Here is an 18,545-nt window from a genome sequence, read left to right as displayed (position 1 = left end):
TTATGGCCGTCTATGGGCCTCGTCAACTCTGAAAACTTCCGGAAAAAAGTCGGGTGAGCTGCGCGACTGTGGACAGTCATCGGATGAAAGTTTCGACGGTGCGCGGTGCGGCCGGCGGGCCAACGGCAGTGGGGACGGCACCGACCGCGATGGGTCGGCGCCGTCCCCACGGTGCGGGATCGGCAGCGGATCAGCCGCGCAGATGCGCCTCGATGGCCTCGATGACGCGCGGACGCAGCTCGGCGGCGCGGATGACGGCGTCCACCGAGCCCACCTCGACGGCGCGTTGGATGTTGTGCACCCGGTCGAACTCCGTGGCCACCTCGCCGAGCTTCTCCGCCCGCACCGACGAGCGCAGCTCGTCGAGCTCGGCGGCCAGCGCGGCGCGCTCGGTGCCGGCCGCGGCGGCGACACGGGCCTCCAGGGCTCGCACTCGCTCGTCGGCGGCCGTACGGGCGTTGACGTCGGCGGAGAACACCACCGCCGCGGCGGGAGCGCCGCCGAGCACCGAGGCGAACGACCCCTCCAACGCCAGCACCGTCATGCTCGGATTCAGCGCCTTCGAGAACACCACGAACGCGCCGCCGTGGTAGCGCGAGATCACGCAGAAGACGATCGGGCCCTGGAAGTTCACGATCGCCCGACCGATCTCCGCGCCGTACTCCAGTTGCAGCTTGCGCATCGACTCGGGCGAGCCGTCGAAGCCGGACAGATTCGCCAGCACGACCAGGGGCCGGTTGCCGCTGGCCGCGTTGATGGCCCGCGCGGCCTTCTTCGACGAGCGGGGGAACAACGTGCCCGCCGTGTAGGTGTCCGGACCGTCGGTGGGCGGGAACCCGCGCCGCGGCACCGACCGGGACTCGATACCGAGCAGGCACACCGGGATGCCGCCGAGGTGGGCGTCCTGCACGACCGCCGTGTCGGCGTCGGCCATGCCCGCCCACCGCTCCAGCACCGGGTGGTCCTGGTCGGCGAGGGCCCGCAGCACCGTCCGAATGTCGAACGGCTTCTTGCGGTCCGGGTTGGCCTCGGCGGAGAAGATCTCACCCACCGTACGGAAGGGGCTGCCCACCACGTCGTGCGGGAACTCCGAGACGTCACGGTCCACCGGGTCGGTGGTGGCCGCCCGCCGCGGCGCGTCCTCGCCGGGAGCGACGTACGTGTGCTCGTAGTGGGCCATCAGCACGTCCCGCGCGGCGGTCAGGTTCGGCGCCCAGTACTGCGCCTGCCCATTCGGCCCCATCACCCGGTCGTAGCCGCCGATGCCGAAGTTGTCCTCGGCGGACACGCCGCCGGAGAAGTCGAGCGACTGCTTGCCGGTCAGCACCATCGCCGAGTCCGGCGTCATCACCAGGACGCCCTTGGTGTGCATGAGCATCGTGGCCTCGGCGTTCCAATACGGCTGCGCGCCGACGTTGATGCCCGCCACGACAATGTTGATCTCGCCACCGGCCTGGGTGAACTCGACGATCCGCTTGAGGGCGGCGGCCACCCAGTCCATGTTCTCCGTACCCGAGGTCATCGAGATCCGGGCGCCGGCGGACAGCGCCCACCACTCCAGCGGCACCCGCATCCGCTCCGCCAGGTCCAGTGCGGCGATCACCCGCCGGCACTCCGGCTCGGACAGGGCGCCCAACGACTTCGTCGGGTCGCCGAGCAGCACGACCCGGGTGACACCCTCCGGATGCAGCGCGGCGGGCGTGGTGACGACACCGGCGACGATCGCGGCGCGGTTGCGCCCCTTCGGCCGGTCCACCGGCACCAGCGACTGAGCGCAGCCGGAGCCGGTGTTGGGCGGAGACGAGCACAGTCCATCATGCCCGGCGTGCGCGTCGTCGAGGTCGTGCTCGACGAAGTCACCGAGCCGGCTGGTCAACTCGTACGGGTACACCGTGTTGCGGCTGCTGGCCCGCAGCACCTTGAGCCGGTACTCGTCGAGCGGCTCGATCGGCTCGACCGGCGGCTCTCCGACGGCCAGCTCGGCGCCGCCCGCGGCGTCGAACGAGATCCGTACCGCGATCTTCGTCAGCTCGCCGGTCCGGCGGTCGCGCTGGCGCGCGATGAACAGGATCTCCTCCAGCCCGGCGCCCACTGTCGTCGGGCGCACGCGCCCGGCGATCATCTTCATCTCCTCGCGGGTCAGCTCGCTCGGCGGCCAGACGTAGATGACGATCCGGTTGGTGGTGAAGCGCGTCTTCGACGGCCGGCGCGACTGGGCGCGGCGGATCGAGTCGAGGCAAGCGGCGACGGCGTCCTCGGTGGTCGGCAGCGCGACCAGACGCCCGTCCTGCTCGCGCAGCTCGGTCAGGTCGCGGACCTGGGCGAACGCGACGAGGCGCTCGTCGGCCCGGTTCTCCCGGGCCACGCACTGGAAGAGGTAGACCTCCTCGTCGGACGACGGCAGCCGGGTCAGGTCGAACTTGTGCAGCCGCTCCAGCTGCATCCGCTGCGCGATGTACGGGTGCAGACCGCGGATCAGCCGGTCCTCGACCATTGGGCCGTCCGACGGGCGGAAGGTGAAGTGGTGGTGCATGACCGCCCCGCCGCGACCCGCGACGGTGGCGGTGAGCCTGCGGACCTGCGCCGGCAGCGGATGTGCGGTGATCACCTCGAGCAGTGCGGCGGCCATCGCGTCGAAGTCCTCCGGCTGGTTCTCCCAGCCGAGGTAGATGTCGGCGTCGACGGAGTCCTCGTCGCCAGCCAGCTTGGCGAGCCCACGCAGCGCCCCGCCCAGCGCGTCGAAGCTCACCGCCGTGGAGACCACACTGGAGTCCGCGCGTTCGGCGACCACGAAGGCGCAGTCGGCGACCTCGCGGGTCCGCACCCGGGTGAGGGCCTTGTTGCCGTAGTAGCGGCGGGTGAGCACCTCCAGCATGACCGTGTTGTCCAGGTGGTCACGGACCAGGCGCTGGCCGAGCAGACGCACCAGCGGCTCGGTGCTGCGGACCATCTCGGCGATCCGCTCGGCGCGGTCGGCGGCGGCCGGGTGCGCGTCCAGGTGTCGCAGGTGCGCCCGGATCTGGGCGTAGACGCGGGCCCGGTTGCGGCGCAGCAGCGGCTGCGCGAACCATGCGAACACCACGCCCCGGGCCAGGTCGGCGATGGCGGGGAAGCGGACCTGGGTCGCGGCGATCAGCCGCTCCAGCGCCAGACCGGCCGGCTCGCGCAGCGACTCGTCCGGCGGGGTCTCGCGCAACCACTCGCGCAGCAGCGACGCCACGACGGTGGCGTCGGCGGACGCGCGCTGCTGGGCCAGGAAGATCCGGAACACGGCGGCTTCCAGGCCGGGGGAGCGCTCCAGGTCGGTGACGCCGTAGTGGCTCAGCGCCTTGGCGAGCCGCGCCTGGAAGGCGTCGGGCAGCCCGGCCCGCTCCACGTCGAGGCTCTGCAGGTAGGTGTGGAAGTACTCCCGGGCGCTGCGGACGTGGGCGCCGCCGTCCTCGCCGGTTGGCCGGTTGCGGCTCAGTTCGGCCAGGTCGGCGAACACGTCGACGAGGTCCACCTCGGCGGCCAGCGGTCGGTGCCCGTCCTCGGCGGCCATCCGCCGCACCACGAGGTAGTCGTCGAGCACCCGGCGGTCGTCGTGCGGGTCGACGTCGAAACCGAGCAGCAGGCCGCGCAGGTCCTCCTGACCGCGCCGGCTGCGCTCGTACGCCCCCGCGTCGTCGTCGGCCGCGGGCAGGTCCAGCTCGACGCTGGCGACGCTCGGGCCGGCCGCGGTCTCGCCTGCGTCGTCGGCGAGCGGCTCCAGCCGCAGCAGCGGTGCGCCGGCCTCCACCTGGCTGCCCACCGAGACGGCGCACTCCTTGAGCCGGGCCTTGAACGGCGCGCGCAGCACCGTCTCCATCTTCATGGCCTCCAGCACCAGCACCGGAGCGCCCGCCTCGACCTCGGCGCCGACCTCCAGCGGAGTGGCGACGACCAGCGCGGGCATGGGCGAGCGCAGGACGCCGCCCTCGTCGCGGCTGACCCGGTGCGTCACACCGTCGACCTCGACCAGGTGGGTCGGCCCGTGCGTGCCGGTGAGCAGGCGGTACCGAATGCCGTTGACGACGATCTGGCCGGTGTGCCGGTCGAAGCGGTCCAGCTCGACGTCGGCGGTGCGTACGGCGCCGCCCGCCTCGATGCCGACGCGGAACCGGTGCGCGCCGATCCGCGCCACCCGCATCCGGTAGGTGACCCCACGCAGCTTGAGGTCCAGCGGCCGGCCGCTGGCGTGCTGCACCTGCGGGCGGCCACCGGCGGCGGTCGACAGCAGCCGCTGTCGCTCGGCGCGCTCCTCCTCCTCGTACGACTCGATGGCGGCGGCGGCCAGGGCGACCGCGGAGTGCCGGTGCGTCACGAGCCGGCCTTCGCCCCGGACCCGGTCGATCCAGCCGGTGTCGGCGCTGGCGTCGATGATCTCGGGCTGGTCGAGCAGATCGAGCACGAAGCTCTTGTTCGTCGCGCCGCCCTCGATGATCACCGTGGTGTTGGCCATCGCCCGGCGCAGCTTGCCGAGCGCCTCGTCGCGGTCGCGCCCGTACGCGATGATCTTCGCGATCATCGAGTCGAAGTCGGCCGGAATGGTGTCACCCTCGCTCACGCCGGTGTCCACCCGGATGCCCGGGCCGGCGGGCAGGTCCAGCCGCGCGATGCGCCCCGGTGACGGGGCGAAGTCCCGGTCGGGGTCCTCGGCGTTGAGCCGGGCCTCGATGGCGTGCCCCCGCTCGGCCGGCGGCTCGCCGACGAGCCGGCCGCCGGACGCGACGTGCAGCTGCGCCTTGACCAGGTCGAATCCGGTGGTCAGCTCGGTGATCGGGTGCTCGACCTGCAGGCGGGTGTTGACTTCCAGGAACGCGAACAGCCGGTCGCCGGGGTGGTAGAGGAACTCGACGGTCGCCGCGCCCCGGTAGCCGACCGCCACGGCGAGCCGCTCCGCCGAGGTCTTCAGCTCGGCCGCCTGGGACGCGTCGAGCACCGGCGAGGCCGACTCCTCGATGACCTTCTGGTTGCGCCGCTGCACCGAGCAGTCGCGCACGCCGAGCGCCCACGCGGTGCCCTGGCCGTCGGCGATCACCTGGACCTCGACGTGCCGGGCGCCGGTGACCAGGCGCTCCAGGAACACGATGCCGCTGCCGAACGCCCGCGCCGCCTCCTGGCTGGTGCGCTCGTACGCGTCGGCGAGTTCGGTCTCGTTCGTGATCACGCGGATGCCGCGTCCGCCGCCGCCGGCCGTCGCCTTCAGCATGAGCGGGTAGCCGATCTCGGCCGCCGCCGCCCGGGCGGCGGCCAGGGTCTCGACGGCGCCGCGGCTCCACGGCGCGACCGGCACGCCGACCTCCTCGGCGATCAGCTTCGCGCCGATCTTGTCGCCGAGCTGGCGCATGGCCTCCGGGCTCGGCCCGACGAACGTGACCCCGATCTTCTCGCACAGCTCGGCGAACGCCGGATCCTCGGCCACGAAGCCCCAACCGACCCACGCGGCGTCGGCGCCGGTCTCGGTCAGGGCGCGCTCCAGCGTCGCCAGGTTCAGGTACGGGCGCGCGGACGCCGGACCGAGGTCGTACGCGATGTCCGCCTCGCGCACGAAGGTGGCCGTGCGGTCGACGTCGGTGTGGAGGGCGACCGTCTCGATCCGGCTGCCCGTCTCCGCGGCCAGCTCTCGGACCGCGTGGATGAGCCGCATGGCGGCTTCACCACGGTTGACGATGGCGACACGGTTGAACACCCGACTGACCCCTTTGGTAGACCATGATGTGCGTGCCGGAAGTCGACGGCTCCCGGCAGTGGTCACTTTTCCGGCTTCGGACGGACAGCGCCATGGCGCAACCGCCGAACCAACCGTCGCTCTGTTGTAGGAACCCAACAAAACTTTTTGGCTGTCGAGACGACAGTGCCGGATCTTCGCCCGATCCTCGTCGTGGATACCCAGACGTCCTTTTCGCGGTCTATGGCGCTGTTTTCCCGGTCGGCGAGGATCGACGCGACCGCGCTTCGGTGGTGCGCGGGGCGGGTCCCGCCGCAGCGATATATGTGCAACTCTGACTACGCTCCGCCTGTCGCGTACCCGCCAGGCACCGGCCCACCGCCCGACGCCGGCGCGACGCTGGTCAGCCGTCGTCCTTTCGGAGGAACCTGTGCCGCATCCAACTCCCGCACGGCGCTGGTTGGCCGGGATGGCCGTGGTCGGCCTGCTCGCCACCGCGTCCGCCGCCGCCCAAGCCGTCCCGGCCCTCGGCGCTCCGGCCGCCCAACCCGCCCCGGCCGCCCAGCCCGTCGCGGCTCTCGGCCTGTACGCCAACAACGCGATCGTCGCCCCCGGCGGCCCGTAGAAGTGGGTGGCGCTGCACTCGCTGGCCCCGCAGTCCCTCGGCACCTACACGGTGCGGGTGGACCGTAGCGGCGTCACCGCGTTCGCCGACGTCCGCGAGGGTGAGGGTCGCAGCACCTGCACGACACAGGGCTCCGTCATCACCTGCACCGTGGACGGCGCCAACGAGCCGGATCAGGACCTGCTCACACTGGGCGTGACCGCGCGCGCCGACGCTGCGGTGGGCCAACGCGGCGAGCTCGCGTTGACGGTCACCGCCCCCGGTGTGGGCACCGCGACCTACCGCTCGACCGTCAGCATCGGCGAGGGGTGGACCTGGCCACCGCGTCCGACCTGGAGCTGAACGGCACGCTGGGGTCCACCGTCGGCGTTCCGCTCGCGCTGACGAACCGGGGCGAGACGACGGCGCGCGGCCTGGTGCTGTACCTGTACGGCTTCAACGGTCTGACGCCGGGCAAGCGCTACGAGAACTGCGAGTACACCGACCTCGACCTGGACAACAGCGCCTTCGCCTGCACGACCCGGCGTTGACCCTGGTGCCGGCCACCGACCGGCAGGCCCGCGCGCTCGGGCAGACCGACACGCGCTTTGTCAACAACGACACCACGATCACGCTGACCGTGGCCGGCGACCAGCGCGCCGACGTCGCCGCCGTGGGCGCCACCGTCACCGGTGCCGTGGGCGCGATCGTGAACACGACGGTCGGCTACACCAACAACGGCCCGGCCCGCGCCGGGGACCCTGGCCAGCAGGGGCTCGTGGTCGTGACCAGGGTGACCCTGCCCGCCGGAGTCACCGCGGTCAGCGTGCCGAAGTCCTGTGTCGACCCGACGGACGAGCAGTGGCACCCGGGCAAGCCCGGCGCGCGGCTCTACGAGTGCTCCGCCCTCGGTGGCGTCGCACGGGGCGAGCGGATGGGCTTCGAATTCGGCCTACGGATCGACCGGGCCGGCAGCCAGACCGGCGGCGTCGCGCTGCAGACCCGCTCCGGGTCGGGCCCGATCGCGGACCTGAACCCCGCCAACGACACCGCCAAGATCGTGATCAACCCCGGCAACGGCGGTGGCAACGGCAACGGCAACGGCGGCAATGGTGGTGGAGACGGCGGTTCGCTGCCGATCACCGGTGCCTCCACCGGCCTCATCGCCGGCCTCGGCGCTCTCCTGGTCGTCATCGGGATGGGCGGCTACCTGCTGGCCCGCCGCCGTACCCGCTTCGACGCCTGAGATCGGCGCGGCCGGCGTCCCGCTCGGGCACCGGCCGCGCCACACACCTTTCCTAGGACGCTTGAGGGGGTGTGCGGCCCGCCACGCGCGGTAGGGCCGCATCGGTGGTCTAACCGGCGAGACGGCCGCGCGTCGAGACGAAGTGGTACGACATGACGGCGAACGCGGGGTCGCGCGTCAGTCGACGGAAGGCGTTGAGCTGCTGGGGCGACAGCCCCGCCGCCAGCAGGTCCGGCTCCAACTGGCGGGAGTTCGTCTCGTAGAGCGAGGTGCCGGTCGACCCACCCGCCCAGCTCTGCGAGTGGGTGATGGTGTCCACGTCGACGAGGCCCGCGAGGACCATCTCGGTGTGCACGTCCTGCGCCCACCCCAGGTCGGCGCCGTGGTCCTGCAACACACCCATCATGGTGTCCATCACCTGCGCGAACAGCTTCGCCGCGTCGTCGCTCGGCGCGTTCAGTACTCGCACCGGCGTCGTGCAGTCGAACTCCTCGACGAGCAGCCAGCCGTCGGGGGCCAGCGCGCCCGCGAGGGTACGCAGAACCCGTCGGCGCTCGGGCAGGTGCAGCAGCACGAGACGGGCGTGGACCAGGTCGAACGTGTCCCCGGGCGGGAGGTCCGCGCGCACGTCGTGCCGGCGTACGCTCAGGTTGCCCTCCGCCACGAGGTGCGTGGGGTCGATGTCGGTGGCCAGCACGTGGCCGTCCGTGCCGACCGCGCGGGCGATCCGCCGGGCCATCGAGCCGCCACCGGCCCCGACCTCCCAGCAGGTCGAGCCGAGGCGCAGCACCGGGCGGGCCAGGCGGCGCATCGTGATCGGGTCCAGGAAGGACTCCAGCGCCCGCATCTGCGGGACCGCGTCCGGTGCGCCGTTGTCGAAGGTGTACGCGCCATCGCTGGTGGGGGTCGCCATCGTCGTCTGCCTCTCCGAGAGGGGTCGGGTGACTACCGGGGTGTCGGCCCGTGGGCCGACGGATCGGGTGATCTACGGGGTGTCGGCCCAGAGTCGAGGGGGCGATCGGGTCACCGGGGGCGGCGGGGTGGGGGCGATGCTCACGATCGCCTCCGGAGGGCCCGGGTCGCTGCGCGCCTCGGCGGTCGGCCGGTCGTAGATGACCCGGCCGTACTCCAGCACCGCGACCCGGTCGGCGATCTCGATCGCGTGGCGGAGCTGCTGTTCGACGAGCAGCACGGTCAACCCGCCGGCGGCCAGATGGCCGATGAGGTCGCGAACCCGCGCGGCCAGGTCGGGGGAGAGCCCCTCACAGGGCTCGTCGAGCAGCAGCACCCGTGGTTGACCGAGCAGCGCGCGGGCGATGGCCAGCATCTGCTGCTCGCCGCCGGAGAGCTCGCAGCCGCGGTGGCGCAGCCGTACCGCCAGGCGGGGCAGCAGTTCGAGGATCCGGGGCACCGTCCAGCCCTCGCCGCCCGGTGTCGCGGCCCGCCACGGCGACGCCGCCAGGGCGAGGTGCTCGGCCACCGTCAACCGGGAGAACACCCGTCGACCCTGCGGCACGAGGCCGACGCCGGACTGGGCGACCCGGTGGGGTTGCCGCCCGGCCACGTGGACGCCGCCGATCTCGATGCGTCCGCTGGAGGCGCGCACCAACCCGGCGATGGTGTGCACGAGGGTGCTCTTGCCCGCCCCGTTGCGGCCCACCACGGCCTGGATGCTGCCCGGGTGCACCCGGAGGTCCACCTCGTGCAGCACGATCCCCCCGGCGTAGCCGGCGCAGAGCCGCTCCACGTACAGCATCAGGACACCCCGTCGGCGTAGGCCTGCCGCACGAGCGGCGAGGTACGGATCTCGTCCGGTGTGCCGGCGGCCAGTGTCCGGCCGTCGCGCAGCACGGTGACGGTGTCGCAGAGGGCGTACACCAGGTCCAGATGGTGCTCGACGAGCAGCACGGCGACCTGCCGGGGCAGCGCCGCCAGCAGCTCGGCCAGCCGGCCGACCTCGGTGGTCGACAGCCCGGCCGCCGGCTCGTCGAGCAGCAGCAGGCGGGGACGGCCGGCGAGGGCCATCGCGATCTCCACCTGCCGGCGCTGGCCGTGCGCGAGGTGACCGGCGGGCACCGTCGCGAGATCGGACAGGCCCAGCTGGTCGAGCAGGCCGGCGGCGAGCCGGCGGGCCGCGTCCCGAGTCCCACCGGGCCACCACCTGCGGCGTCGGATGGTTCGCGGCAGGGCGGCGACCTCGATGTTCTCGATCGTGGTGAGGGTCGCGAAGACCGCGGGCCGTTGGTGGGTCCGGTTGATGCCGCGGCGGGCCCGTGCCGCCGGGCCGAGCCGGCTGACGTCGCGGCCGGCGAAGCGTACCGTGCCGCGCTGCGGCCGTGTCGTCGCGCCGAGTACGTTGAGCAGGGTCGTCTTGCCGGCCCCGTTGGGCCCGATCAGGGCGTGCCGCTGACCGTCCTGCACGCACAGGTCGACGTCGGTGAGCGCGGCGAGCGAGCCGTACCGCACGGTGACCTTCTCGGCGCTCAGCAGGCAGGTCATACTCGCAGCTCCGGCGTCGGGCCGAGGTCGCGGCTGGGTGCCGTATCCGGCCGGCGCGGCGCGGGGACCGGTGGCCGCGAACCGCCGCGCGGGCGGCGGGCCCGCGTGACGCCGGTGGGCAGCAGGTAGACCGTGGCCACGAACAGGACGCCCAGCACCAGCGGCGCGTGACCGGGCAGCACCCCGAACAACCAGTCGCGTACGGCGATGACGAGGACCGCGCCCACCAGCGCGCCGCCGACCGACGCGGTGCCGCCGATGACGACCCCGAGCAGCAGCAGCGCGGAGGTGTCGAAGCCGAAGTCGGCGGGGGAGATGTACTGCTGGGCGACGACGAGCAGGGAGCCGGCGGCGCCGGCGATCGCCCCGGCGGCGACGTGCGCGCCGGACAGGTACAGCCCCACCCGGTGCCCGCTGGCCCGCAGCCGCAGCTCGTCGTCCCGGCCGGCGCGCAGCAGCGGCCCGACCCGGGTCCGCAGCAGCAGGAGCACCGCGCCGACGAGTGTCGCCACGACGACCAGCGTGTACAGGTACCGGGCCTGGTCGGTGGCCAGGACCGGCAGCCCCCACAGTGGACGGACCGGGTTGATGCCGGCCAGGCCGTCCGTGCCACCGGTCACCGACCGCCAGCGCCCGAGGACGGCCACGACGAGTTCACCGATCGCCAGGGTGATCATCAGGACGATGACGCCCCGGGCCGGGACGACCAGCGCCACGGTCACGGCGGCGAGCGTCGCCCCGGCCAGCGCCGCCACGGCGACCTGCACGACGCCGACATCGGAGAACTGACTGCCGAGCACGGCGCTGGCGTACGCGCCGGCGGCGTACGGCGCGGTCTGGCCCAGGGTGGGCATACCGGCGACACCGGTGAGCAGCGCCACGCTCACCCCGACCAGGCCCAGCGCCAGCGTTCGGGCCAGGATCGCCGCGGTGTAGTCGTCCACCACCCACGGCGCCACGACCAGGCCGGCCAGGACGACCGTCGCGACGGCGACGCGTACCCGGCGGATCAGCTCGTCCCTCACGTCGCCGCCCACCGCAGGGCCAGGCCCCGCGCCCGCACGGCGAGCACGGTGGCCATGGCGGCGAACAGCAGGAACGGGGCGGCCGACGGCAGCAGCGCCACGCCCAGGGTCTGGATCTCCCCGATCGCCAGCGCCGCGAGCAGGGTGCCTCCCATGGATCCGAGGCCGCCGAGGACGACGACCACCAGCGAGAGCAGCAGCACCGTGTCGGCGGTGTCCGCCCCGGGGCCGATGATCGGGGCGCCCAGGACTCCGGCGGCGCCGGCCAGCGCGCCACCGGCGGCGAGCACACCGACCCGGATTCGCGCCGGGCTCACGCCCAGGCAGGCGACCATCTCCGGGTCGTCCACGGCGGCGCGGACCAGCATCCCGGCCCGGGTCCGCCGCACCGTCAGGTAGAGCCCGGCGGCGAGCGCGGCGGCCACCACGATGAACACCAGCCGGTACGCGGCGTAGCGGTGCCCGGCGACCGCCACCGACCCGTCGAGGGCGGCGGGCACCCGGACCTGTGGATCGTCGGGCCCGAAGCCGGCGATGAGCAGGCTGCCGCCGGCCAGCGCCACCCCGAAGGTCAGCAGCGCCTGGGTGAGATGGTTGCCGGTGGCGACCGGTGTGAGCAGGCCGGCGAGCAGCACACCCGCCGCGGCGGCGGCCAGCACGCCGACACCCAGCGCCAGGGCCAGACTCGCCCAGCCGCCGTCGAGCAGCGCCGCGGCGGTGTAGCCGCCGATCGCGTACAGCATGCCGTGCGCCAGGTTGAGGATGTTGGCGACGCCGAAACAGAAGACCAGGCCCGCCGCGGCCACGAAGACGAGCAGCCCGTAGGCGACACCGTCCAGCGCCGGGATGACGTACGGGTCGATCCGGTTCGGGCCGGCCGCCACCGTGATCACCGGCCGATGGTCGCGAGGTCACCCACGACGGTGTTGGACAGCGCCCGGCCGTCCTGGCGGACCTGACGCAGGTACCACTTCTGTACCGGCGAGTGCGTGACCGTGGAGAACTGCCACGCGCCGCGCGGGCTGGCGATCTGCCCCAGTTTGCCGATCTGCGCGTTGATCGCCTCCGGTGTCGGGTCGTTGCCGGCGGCCCCGATGGCCCGGTCGAGCACCGCCGCCGCGTCGTACGAGGCCAGGGCGTACGTCGTCGGCGACCCGTCGTGCTTGGCCTTCCACGCCGCGACGAAGCCCCGGTTTTCGGCGTTGTCGAGGTCGGGGGAGTAGTTGAGCACTGAGAAGATGTCCCGGGCCGCCTCGCCCTGCGCGTTGAGCACGCCGCCCTCGGTGAGGAAACCCGCCGCGTACAGCGGAACGTCCTTGATCTCGGACTGCGCGTACTGCTTGACGAAGTCGACGGCGGCGCTGCCGGCGTAGAAGGTGTAGACCGCCTGCGCGCCGGACGCCTTGATCCGGGCGAAGTACGGCGTGAAGTTGGTGGTGGCCGGGAACGGGGTGAAGGTGGCCTTGCCGTCGGGGTTGGCGAGTGTTCCGCCGGCCTTGGCGAACGCCTCGGTGAAGCCGCGCAGCTCGTCCCAGCCGCCCTGGTAGTCGGGGCCGATGGCGTACACCGAGCCCTTGACGTTGTCCCGGACGTGCTGGGCGATCGCGGCGCCCGGCTCGTCGGAGAGGTACGAGGTGTGCCAGACCCGGGAAACGTCCTTGATCTCCGGTCGACCGTTGGAGCCGACGAGCGGGACCTTGGTCTCCTGCAGCAGCGGGTAGACGCCGGCCACCGAACCGCCGCCGACGATGCCGGTGAGCGCGGCCACGCGGTCCTGCTTGAGCAGCTTGGTCGCCGCGGGCACGGCGGTCGCGGCGCCGTTGCCCTCGTCGGCGACGACGAGGTCGACCTGCCGGCCGCCGAGCTTGCCGTCGTGCGTGTCCAGGTACAGCTCGAAGCCGTCGCGGATCTCCTTGCCGACGGACTGGTACGTGCCGGACAGTGAGGCGAGCAGGCCGATCTTGATGGATCCGCCGCCGGTCGTGCCGGGCTCGTCGTCGGCGCAGGCTGTGCTGGCGGTCAGCACGAGCGCGAGCAGCGCGGCGGCGAGGGCACGGCTGCGCGCAGGGGTGGTGAGGGACATGTCGTCTCCAGGGAAAGGGGAGGGGTCTGTCGGTGGGGTCAGCGGCTGCGGGCGAGCGCCGCACGGGCCGCGGGGGTCAGCGCGTCGCCGATCCGGTTGGCCAGCTCCGTCATCTCGTAGGAGACCTTGCCCACGTCGCACTCGGGCGCGGCGAGCACCAGCAGCGACGCCCCGTCGTTGAAGGCCATCGAGAACATGAATCCGCCTTCGAGCTGGGTGACGTTGGAGATCACCGCCCCCGCGTCGAAGAAGGCCGCCGCGCCGCGCAGCAGACTGACCAGGCCGCTGCCCGTCGCGGCGAGCTGGTCGGCCCGGTCCGGCGGCAGGTCGCGGGTGGCGGCCACCATCAGGCCGTCACTGGAGATGGCGATCGCATGGCTGACCTCGGTCGCGCGCTCGGCGAAGCTGTCCAGCAGCCAGCCGAGGTCCTGGTGGTCGGTCACGTGCTCTCCCTGTCGGTCATGAGTTGCCGAGGTTGATCGGGGTGCGCCGGCGGGCCGCCACTCCGCGCGCGTACGCGGCCATCGCGCTGGCGACCTGGGCCGGATCCCGGTATTCGGAGCGTTGCTGTTGCTGCGCCACGGTGACGCCGCCGGGCACGAGGTGTCGTTGCGGCTGCCGTTTGGGCAGGCCGGAGTTGGTGGTCGCGGCCACGTCGGGCGTGTGCGCCTGCGCGGCGGTACGCCAGGCGTCGTCGGCGGGGCTGGACCACTGCCGGCCGTTGGAGGAGTCGACGACATCGGCGTGGAACCAGTGGTTGACCTCTTCGAAGATGAGCAGCTCCTCGGTCGGCGCGTCGCCGGGGTCCACGCTGGGCGTCGGGTGGAACACGGGCGCCGCCGGCAGGGTCCGCGCCGCGGGAGCGTGCCCGGCGGTCGGCTCCTGCCGTGGCCGGTACGGCGGGGGTGCGGACGTGCGGGCGGCCCGCCGCGACAGCCGGCCGGGCGCGAGCAGGTACTCCTCCGGCGGCAACGACCGGATCATCGCCGCGGGCAGCGTCGCCTCGGCGAGGGTGCCGCGGCGGGGGCCGCGACGCAGTTGGACGCTGGCTCCCAGGCGGGCGGCGAGTTGGCCCACGACGACCAGCCCCATGGCCCGCACGGCGGCGACGTCGATGGCGGGCGGCCGGGCCAGCAGCTCGTTGAGCTGCTGCAACCGTTGTGGGGGCAGGCCCACGCCCTCGTCGCTGATCTGGATGATGACCCGGTCGCCGAGGCTGCGGCCGCTCACCCAGGTCTCGCTGCCCGGCGGCGAGTACGCGGTCGCGTTGTCCATGAGTTCGGCGAGCAGGTGCACGACCTCGTCGACGGACTTGGCGGCCACGGCGATGTCGCCGTCGACCATGCCGAGCCGGATGCGCGCGTAGTGCTCGATCTGGGACAGTGCCGCCTGGAGCACCTGTTGCAGCGGGACGTCGTGTTGGCGTACCCGGCCCACGCCGACGCCGCCGAGCACGAGCAGGCTGGCGTTGATGCGGCCCATCCGGGTCGCCAGGTTGTCCAGGGTGTAGAGCTGGTCCAGGCGGTCGGGGTCGGTCTCGTCCCGTTCGACCCGGTCGACCTGTGCCAGGACGGCGTCGACCAGCCGCTGTTCGCGCCGGCTCAGGTGGATGAAGATGTCGGCGGTGTTGGCGCGCATCACGGCCTGTTCGGCGGCGGTCCGCACGGCGGCCTGGTGCACGGCGCTGAACGCCTGACCCAGCTCGCCGATCTCGTCGTCGCTGGAGGGTTCGAGGGCCGCGGTGGACTGTTGACGGGCCAGCTCGTCGGGGTCGACGCTCGCGCTGTCGGGGCGTTGCAACCGGGCCACCACGGCGGGGAGCTGTTCGAACGCGACGGCGTTGGCCGCGTCGCGCAGCCGTCGCAGCCGGCGGGTGATCTGCCGGGCGACGGCCCAGGTCACCAGCGCGGTCAGCAGCAGCGCCAGCAGCACGCCGACCGCCTCGGCCACGGCCCTGCGACGCTGGTCGGCGTGGGCGGCCCGGACGTCGTCGAGCACCGCGACGTCGACGCGCCCCCGCAGGTCGGCGAGGCGGGCGGCGCGCTGCTGTGTCGTGGCCACCCAGTCGGCGGTCTCCAGGCGCAGTGGCGTGCCCGGCTGGGCGCGGGACACCTCGTCCTGCATCCGTTGCAGGGCGAGCGCCTCCTTGCCGGTGCCGGCCTGCTCCCACCAGATGCTCCACTCGGTCGGGGCGAGGGCCAGGAACGACAGGCTGGACTCGGTGTAGCTGGTGCGGGCGGCGGTGATGTCCTGCTGGGTGGCGGGGGTCAGCTCGCCGGCCGCGACGGCGCGGAGCACGGCGACCTGCTGTTGGCCGATCGCCTCGGCGGTCTTCGACAGGGCGGCCGAGGCCCGGATCCCGTCGGCGAGCCGGGCGTTGACGACGCCGTGCGACACGTTCTCCCGGAAGGTGATCAGGTCGGCGATCGCGATGCGGTAGCTGAAGGTCATCGCGGACACCGAGGCGTGCTCGGCCGTGCGGACCTGGGTGCGCAGCGGCGACAGGCCGTCCAACGCCGTGTCGATGCGGCGCAGGAGCGCCGCGTTGGCGTCGGTGGGCACCTTGTCGCGTTGTCGGCGGTACCGCTCGACGGCGGCGTCGGTGGCGGCCAGCTCCACACCGAAGGCGTCCTGCTGCTCTGCGTCGGGGTGGGTGAGCAGGTCGGCGGCGACGACCCGTTCGCGTTGCAGCCGGTACGCCAGGTCGCCGGCCTCGGCGCCGAGGCGTGCCACGACCTCGAGGTCGCTGGCGCGGGTCGTCTGGCGTGCGCTCTCGGTCAGCGCGAGGCCGGCGAACCCGATCACGGCCACCAGTGGCGCCGCCACGATGAGGCGCATCCGGCCGGCGATCTTCCAGGCGCGCCGACTTCTCGGGTAGGGTCGGGCCGCGTGGGACCTCGTGCTCGACACCAAGATTGACTCCCGCGACTCGTCGATGACGGTCTATCCGCACCTTGCCGAATGCAAGTCCCATTCGGCCGGAACCCGCGCTCGGAGGCCAGACCTGGCGGTGGTACAAACTGGCCGTACCAGCATCTGTACCCAGAGTCAGCGGCCGGTGGCGCGCGGCGGTCGCGGGTGACCGCGCTCAGCGCTGGTCGTCGGGGTGCTCGGGCGCGCGGCGCGGCCCGGGGTCGTCCGCTTCCGGTTGGCTGCTGAGCACCTGGCCGATCAGCTCGCGCAGCTCGTCGATGGCGTCCACCACGGCGCCCGGGTCGCGCGCGTCGCGCCGGCTCCGCTGGCGCGGTACGGGCGGATCGAGTCGCGCCTGCTCGGGGGTCCGTGGGCCCCGCCGGCCGTCGGCCGCCAACTGCTCGGCCGCGACCTGCGGCCACAGGGAGGCCAGCAGGCCGCCGGTGTCGAGCACGTCATCGCAGCGCACCGCGAACTCGTGGCTGCCGAAGCGGCGGCCCGACTCCACCGCGGCGACCGTCTCCCGGCTGAACCGCACCAGGTCCGCCAGGGCCCGCTGGGTCAGTCCCCGTCGGACCCGGCAGCTGCGCAGCTCCCAGCGGAACTGTTGGCTGGCCGCGGAGTGAGCGGCGCTCGGCGGGGGCGTGTGCTCCATGCGCTCACCTTCGTGGCACCCGCGAATCAGCAGCAGGTGTCAGATCAAGATTGGCCGATGGGCTGAACATTCATAGGTGGCAATTCTTAACCCTGGACACGATGGGTGTGAAGACGTGCGCCGAGATGGATCGCCGCGCAAAGCGCGCGAGCCCACGCGCCCGGCCCGCCGGGGCGTGTCCTGCCGGTCGGATCCGGCCGCGTCGGGCGGGCCCTAGGTCAGCGCCGCCGGCCTCCTCGTCGTCAGGCGGCGTGTGCCTCGGTGGCGGCGGCCGGAGCTGCCGCCGGCCCGTCGGCAGGCGCGAGAATATCGATTGTCGCGACCAGTGTGTGGTGTGCGCGAAATGACACATTGGGCTTGAATGAGCGGCGGTGTTCGGGTGCCAGTCGGAGGCCGGGAATGGCGGCGGCGAGTCGGGTGAGAGCCACACCGGCCTCCAGTCGCGCCAATGCGGCGCCGATGCAGAAATGCGGGCCATGGCCGAACGACAGGTGGTCGGCGGCGTCGCGGCGGCGTGGGTCGAACCGATCCGGGTGGGCGAAGACCGCGGGGTCCCGGTTCGCCGCTCCGATCATGAGCAGACAACGCGCGCCCGCCGGAATCGTGACCCCGCCCAGGGTGACGTCGCGGCGCGTCACCCGCAGCCAACCGTCGATGGCGGGCGCGAAACGGAGGGTCTCGGTCACGAAGTCGGGCACGGATCGCGGGTCGGCGACGAGCGCCTGCCATCGCTGCCGGTCGGACAGGGCCTCGTCGAGTGCGTGGGCGAGCAGGCCGGCGGTCGTCTCGTGCCCGGCGACCAGAAGGTTGAAGGCGAGGCTCGCCACCTCGGTCACCGTCAGCACCGTGTCGTCGTCGTCGCGGTAGGCCAGCGCCCGGCTGATGAAGTCGGCGCCGTCGTGTCCACTGTCGAGGCGCTGCCGTACCAGATCCTGGCAGTAGTGCCAGAACTCCAGCAGACCCCGGGCCAGACGTACCTGCTCGTCCGGGTCCGGCTGCCCCCAGATCAGGGCGACCTGACCGTCCGCCCACCGCCGGATCCGGTCGACGTCGGCGGCGGGCACCCCGAGGATGTCCAGGATGACCAGCAGCGGAAGCTCGGTGGTGAACTCACCGACGAGATCCGCCCGCCGGCCCGCGCGGGCCACGAGCCGGGCCACCAGGTCGTCGACCCGGCGACGGACGATCGGGCCGTACTCGGCCTCGGCCCGATCCGCGGTGTTGGCGAAGGTGGCCCGCAGGGCGCGGCGGGTGCGGAGGTGCGTCGGCGGGTCGGCGGCGGCCGTCGTGGGTGGCGCGTCGATCCGCATGATGACGCTCATCGCCTCCGGGCAGACCTCGTAGATCGGGGCGAGGGTGAGGGCGTTGCCGAACGTCGCGGCGTCGGCGAGGGCGTGTCGGACGTCCGCGTGCCGGCTGATCAGCCACAGGCCCAGATCCTCGGCGTAGGGCACCCGGTCGGGATCGTCGAGAATGCGTCGCCAGGCGCTTGCGGGATCGGTGAGATAGACCCCGGAAAACGGATTCAACTGCATCGAACGCCTCCTGACGCGTCGCGCGAAACCAACGACGCTCGCATTCCTCACGTCGCCGATGGCGGGGCCGACAATGGTGCGCATCTGCCGCGCGCCCTTCACGGTGCGCCGGCTCGATGCACAAGTCAAGATTGGTCTCCATCTATTTGATTGAGCGACATTTGTCTCTCGTGGAACCGTTCCGGCCCTGGCCGGCTGCACCTTGCACCTCGGTGTTTGCCAGCTCCATCCTCGGGTGCGAGCCCGATCGACTCGGCCATCCACGGGGTGGTCGATGGGATTGCCAGGCTGCGCAA

At 72.8% G+C, this 18,545-nt stretch carries 15 protein-coding genes; 4 read left to right on the top strand and 11 right to left on the bottom strand.

From position 1 onward, the window contains the following. Window positions 1-190: 190 nt before the first annotated feature. On the bottom strand, window positions 191-5,710 hold the full coding sequence (locus OG505_RS10800) for a carboxyl transferase domain-containing protein (RefSeq protein ID WP_405432926.1): 5,520 nt from the start codon (window positions 5,708-5,710) through the stop codon (window positions 191-193). Between the two features lie 409 nt (window positions 5,711-6,119). Between OG505_RS10800 and OG505_RS10795 the strand changes: the two genes are divergently transcribed. From OG505_RS10795 to OG505_RS10780, 4 genes are read left to right on the top strand one after another with little or no spacing between them, the layout of a single operon-like run. After that, the gene (locus tag OG505_RS10795) at window positions 6,120-6,314 is read left to right on the top strand and encodes a hypothetical protein (RefSeq protein ID WP_405432924.1); all 195 of its coding nucleotides are present in this window, start codon (window positions 6,120-6,122) and stop codon (window positions 6,312-6,314) included. Window positions 6,315-6,320: 6 nt separating this feature from the next. Next, window positions 6,321-6,656, top strand: coding sequence for a hypothetical protein (locus OG505_RS10790; RefSeq protein WP_405432922.1), 336 nt, complete (start codon window positions 6,321-6,323; stop codon window positions 6,654-6,656). Continuing rightward, a complete protein-coding gene (locus tag OG505_RS10785; RefSeq protein ID WP_405432921.1) occupies window positions 6,623-6,844 on the top strand; it encodes a hypothetical protein in 222 nt (73 codons plus the stop codon). The genes OG505_RS10790 and OG505_RS10785 overlap by 34 nt, the downstream gene beginning before the upstream one ends. Further along, window positions 6,841-7,539: an LPXTG cell wall anchor domain-containing protein gene (locus tag OG505_RS10780; protein ID WP_405432920.1), complete on the top strand. Its 699-nt coding sequence runs from the start codon at window positions 6,841-6,843 to the stop codon at window positions 7,537-7,539. Before OG505_RS10785 ends, OG505_RS10780 begins: the two co-directional genes overlap by 4 nt. A gap of 109 nt (window positions 7,540-7,648) precedes the next feature. Here OG505_RS10780 and OG505_RS10775 read toward each other — a convergent pair whose 3' ends face one another. From OG505_RS10775 to OG505_RS10730, 10 genes are all read right to left on the bottom strand, one after another. Continuing rightward, entirely contained in the window at window positions 7,649-8,452 is an 804-nt protein-coding gene (locus OG505_RS10775; RefSeq protein WP_405432919.1) for a class I SAM-dependent methyltransferase, read from the bottom strand. 72 nt (window positions 8,453-8,524) lie between these two features. After that, the gene (locus OG505_RS10770; RefSeq protein WP_405432917.1) at window positions 8,525-9,295 is read right to left on the bottom strand and encodes an ABC transporter ATP-binding protein; all 771 of its coding nucleotides are present in this window, start codon (window positions 9,293-9,295) and stop codon (window positions 8,525-8,527) included. Further along, a complete protein-coding gene (locus OG505_RS10765) occupies window positions 9,295-10,038 on the bottom strand; it encodes an ABC transporter ATP-binding protein (protein ID WP_405432915.1) in 744 nt (247 codons plus the stop codon). Before OG505_RS10765 ends, OG505_RS10770 begins: the two co-directional genes overlap by 1 nt. Continuing rightward, window positions 10,035-11,063 (bottom strand): branched-chain amino acid ABC transporter permease, encoded by a 1,029-nt coding sequence (locus tag OG505_RS10760; RefSeq protein ID WP_405432914.1) that lies wholly within the window; start codon window positions 11,061-11,063, stop codon window positions 10,035-10,037. Before OG505_RS10760 ends, OG505_RS10765 begins: the two co-directional genes overlap by 4 nt. After that, a complete protein-coding gene (locus OG505_RS10755; protein WP_405432913.1) occupies window positions 11,060-11,956 on the bottom strand; it encodes a branched-chain amino acid ABC transporter permease in 897 nt (298 codons plus the stop codon). The genes OG505_RS10760 and OG505_RS10755 overlap by 4 nt, the downstream gene beginning before the upstream one ends. After that, window positions 11,953-13,146, bottom strand: a complete 1,194-nt coding sequence (locus tag OG505_RS10750; protein ID WP_405432911.1) for an ABC transporter substrate-binding protein — start codon at window positions 13,144-13,146, stop codon at window positions 11,953-11,955. Before OG505_RS10750 ends, OG505_RS10755 begins: the two co-directional genes overlap by 4 nt. Before the next feature lie 38 nt (window positions 13,147-13,184). Continuing rightward, window positions 13,185-13,589, bottom strand: coding sequence for a roadblock/LC7 domain-containing protein (locus OG505_RS10745; protein WP_007460021.1), 405 nt, complete (start codon window positions 13,587-13,589; stop codon window positions 13,185-13,187). Between the two features lie 16 nt (window positions 13,590-13,605). Further along, window positions 13,606-15,984 carry a nitrate- and nitrite sensing domain-containing protein gene (locus OG505_RS10740; protein WP_405432909.1) on the bottom strand — a complete coding sequence of 793 codons (2,379 nt, stop codon included), beginning with the start codon at window positions 15,982-15,984 and terminating at the stop codon, window positions 13,606-13,608. Between the two features lie 250 nt (window positions 15,985-16,234). Then, the gene (locus OG505_RS10735) at window positions 16,235-16,714 is read right to left on the bottom strand and encodes a helix-turn-helix transcriptional regulator (RefSeq protein ID WP_405432908.1); all 480 of its coding nucleotides are present in this window, start codon (window positions 16,712-16,714) and stop codon (window positions 16,235-16,237) included. A gap of 242 nt (window positions 16,715-16,956) precedes the next feature. Next, window positions 16,957-18,249, bottom strand: a complete 1,293-nt coding sequence (locus OG505_RS10730) for a cytochrome P450 (protein ID WP_405432906.1) — start codon at window positions 18,247-18,249, stop codon at window positions 16,957-16,959. Between the last annotated feature and the right edge of the window lie 296 nt (window positions 18,250-18,545).

It is taken from the genome of Micromonospora sp. NBC_00617, assembly GCF_045161355.1.
Taxonomy (GTDB): domain Bacteria; phylum Actinomycetota; class Actinomycetes; order Mycobacteriales; family Micromonosporaceae; genus Micromonospora.
This window is presented reverse-complemented; position numbering and strand designations above follow the sequence as displayed.